This is a genomic window from Pseudomonas sp. EA_5y_Pfl2_R50, assembly GCF_963970475.1.
In the GTDB taxonomy this organism is placed as follows: domain Bacteria; phylum Pseudomonadota; class Gammaproteobacteria; order Pseudomonadales; family Pseudomonadaceae; genus Aquipseudomonas.
Map to the genome: position 1 here is coordinate 1 of NZ_CAXAPT010000233.1, position 276 is coordinate 276.

A 276-nucleotide genomic window follows, 5' to 3' on the forward strand; every position below is an offset into this window, starting at 1 on the left:
GCCCAAGCTGGAAGACGCGGCCCTGCAAACCTCGGCGATCATCGGCGGCGAACTGGTCTCGGGTCAGCGCACGGGATTGCAGGCGCTGCTCGACGGTAAAAGCCTGTTCAACGCGCAGCCGCGATTGTTGATCGCACCGGGCCACACCGCGACTCAGGCGGTGGCCACGGCGCTTGATAGCTTGGCGCAGAAACTGCGCGCCATCGGCATCATCGACGGCCCGGGCACGACCGATGAGGCCGCCATGGCCTACGCCGATAACTTCGGCAGTCGCAA

Annotated in this window: 1 protein-coding gene; it reads left to right on the forward strand. The window is 65.9% G+C overall.

Annotation, left to right across the window (positions count from 1 at the left end; translation table 11 throughout):
* A partial coding sequence (locus AACY19_RS27600; RefSeq protein ID WP_339454667.1) for a phage tail sheath subtilisin-like domain-containing protein occupies nucleotides 1-276 on the forward strand: 276 nt, incomplete at both ends.